Raw genomic sequence first — 923 nt, 5'->3', positions numbered from 1 at the left:
TGCGTCTCATCTTCGGGCCGGCACTGCAGTCTGACCCTCATTCAACATATCGTGTACTTAGAGAACGATGGCCCGTTGCTCGCATCGACTGGCCGCACCGAGGTTCGGGAGACTACCTGATTACACGATACTCCGACGTGACATCGCTTGTCACGTCTGAAGGCGTCTCGATCGCTCGCGCGCTCGCGTCCTTGCCTCCTTCAAAGCAGACTAGAATCGAGGAGCCCCTTTTGGGCACCGTCCTCACGCTGGACGACTCGGTGCATGCAAATGCGCGTAGGGTGCTCAGCAGCCGATTGTATCGCCGAACGAGTGCCCTCGAGCCGGTTTTAGAACGCGCATTCGCGCGGCTCGTTGGCGATTCTGCCGATGCTTGCGAGCTCGACATCATTGAGGATATTGCGGAGCCCATCTGTGAGACGATGGTCGCATGGCTTACCGGATTCGACCTCGCTGCTGTCAAAGCAATGCAGACGCCATCCGAAATATTTGTGAGCAAGGGCTTCACGTTTGGAAGCGAATTCGTCACTCCTGGAGTATTGGATTGCGTCGCCTATTTGAAGGACTCCATCCGCCAACAGCTTAAGGCGTCGTTGCCCTACGAAAGACTGTTGGAGGCGCGGCTAGAATCCGACGATTGCGATGCCGCAAGCTATGATATCAACACGTGCTTGCTCGTGATAACGGCAGGACTTCAAACAACGAAGCATAGCATCGGCAACGTGCTGGCGACGCTGTTGGAGCATCCAAAGCTTATTGGAGAGCTCCGTACTGCACCAACTTCTATTCACGCGGCAGTGGAAGAGTGTCTTCGTTTCGACGGGCCTTCTCAAGCTGTCGGCCGGGTCTTATTGAAGGACACGCTTATACGAGATGTTTTGCTCAAAAAGGGCGCGTTTGTCAGGCTCGGTTTGAGCGCTGCC

Annotated in this window: 1 protein-coding gene; it reads left to right on the top strand. The window is 55.5% G+C overall.

From position 1 onward, the window contains the following. Positions 1 to 230 precede the first annotated feature (230 nt). A partial coding sequence (locus tag AC1D35_RS36420) for a hypothetical protein (protein ID WP_477942898.1) occupies positions 231 to 923 on the top strand: 693 nt, incomplete at its 3' end.

The organism is Rhizobium sp. P1_E6, assembly GCF_056405875.1.
Note: the sequence above shows the minus strand (reverse complement) of the source record. Positions and strands in the feature narration are given on the sequence as shown.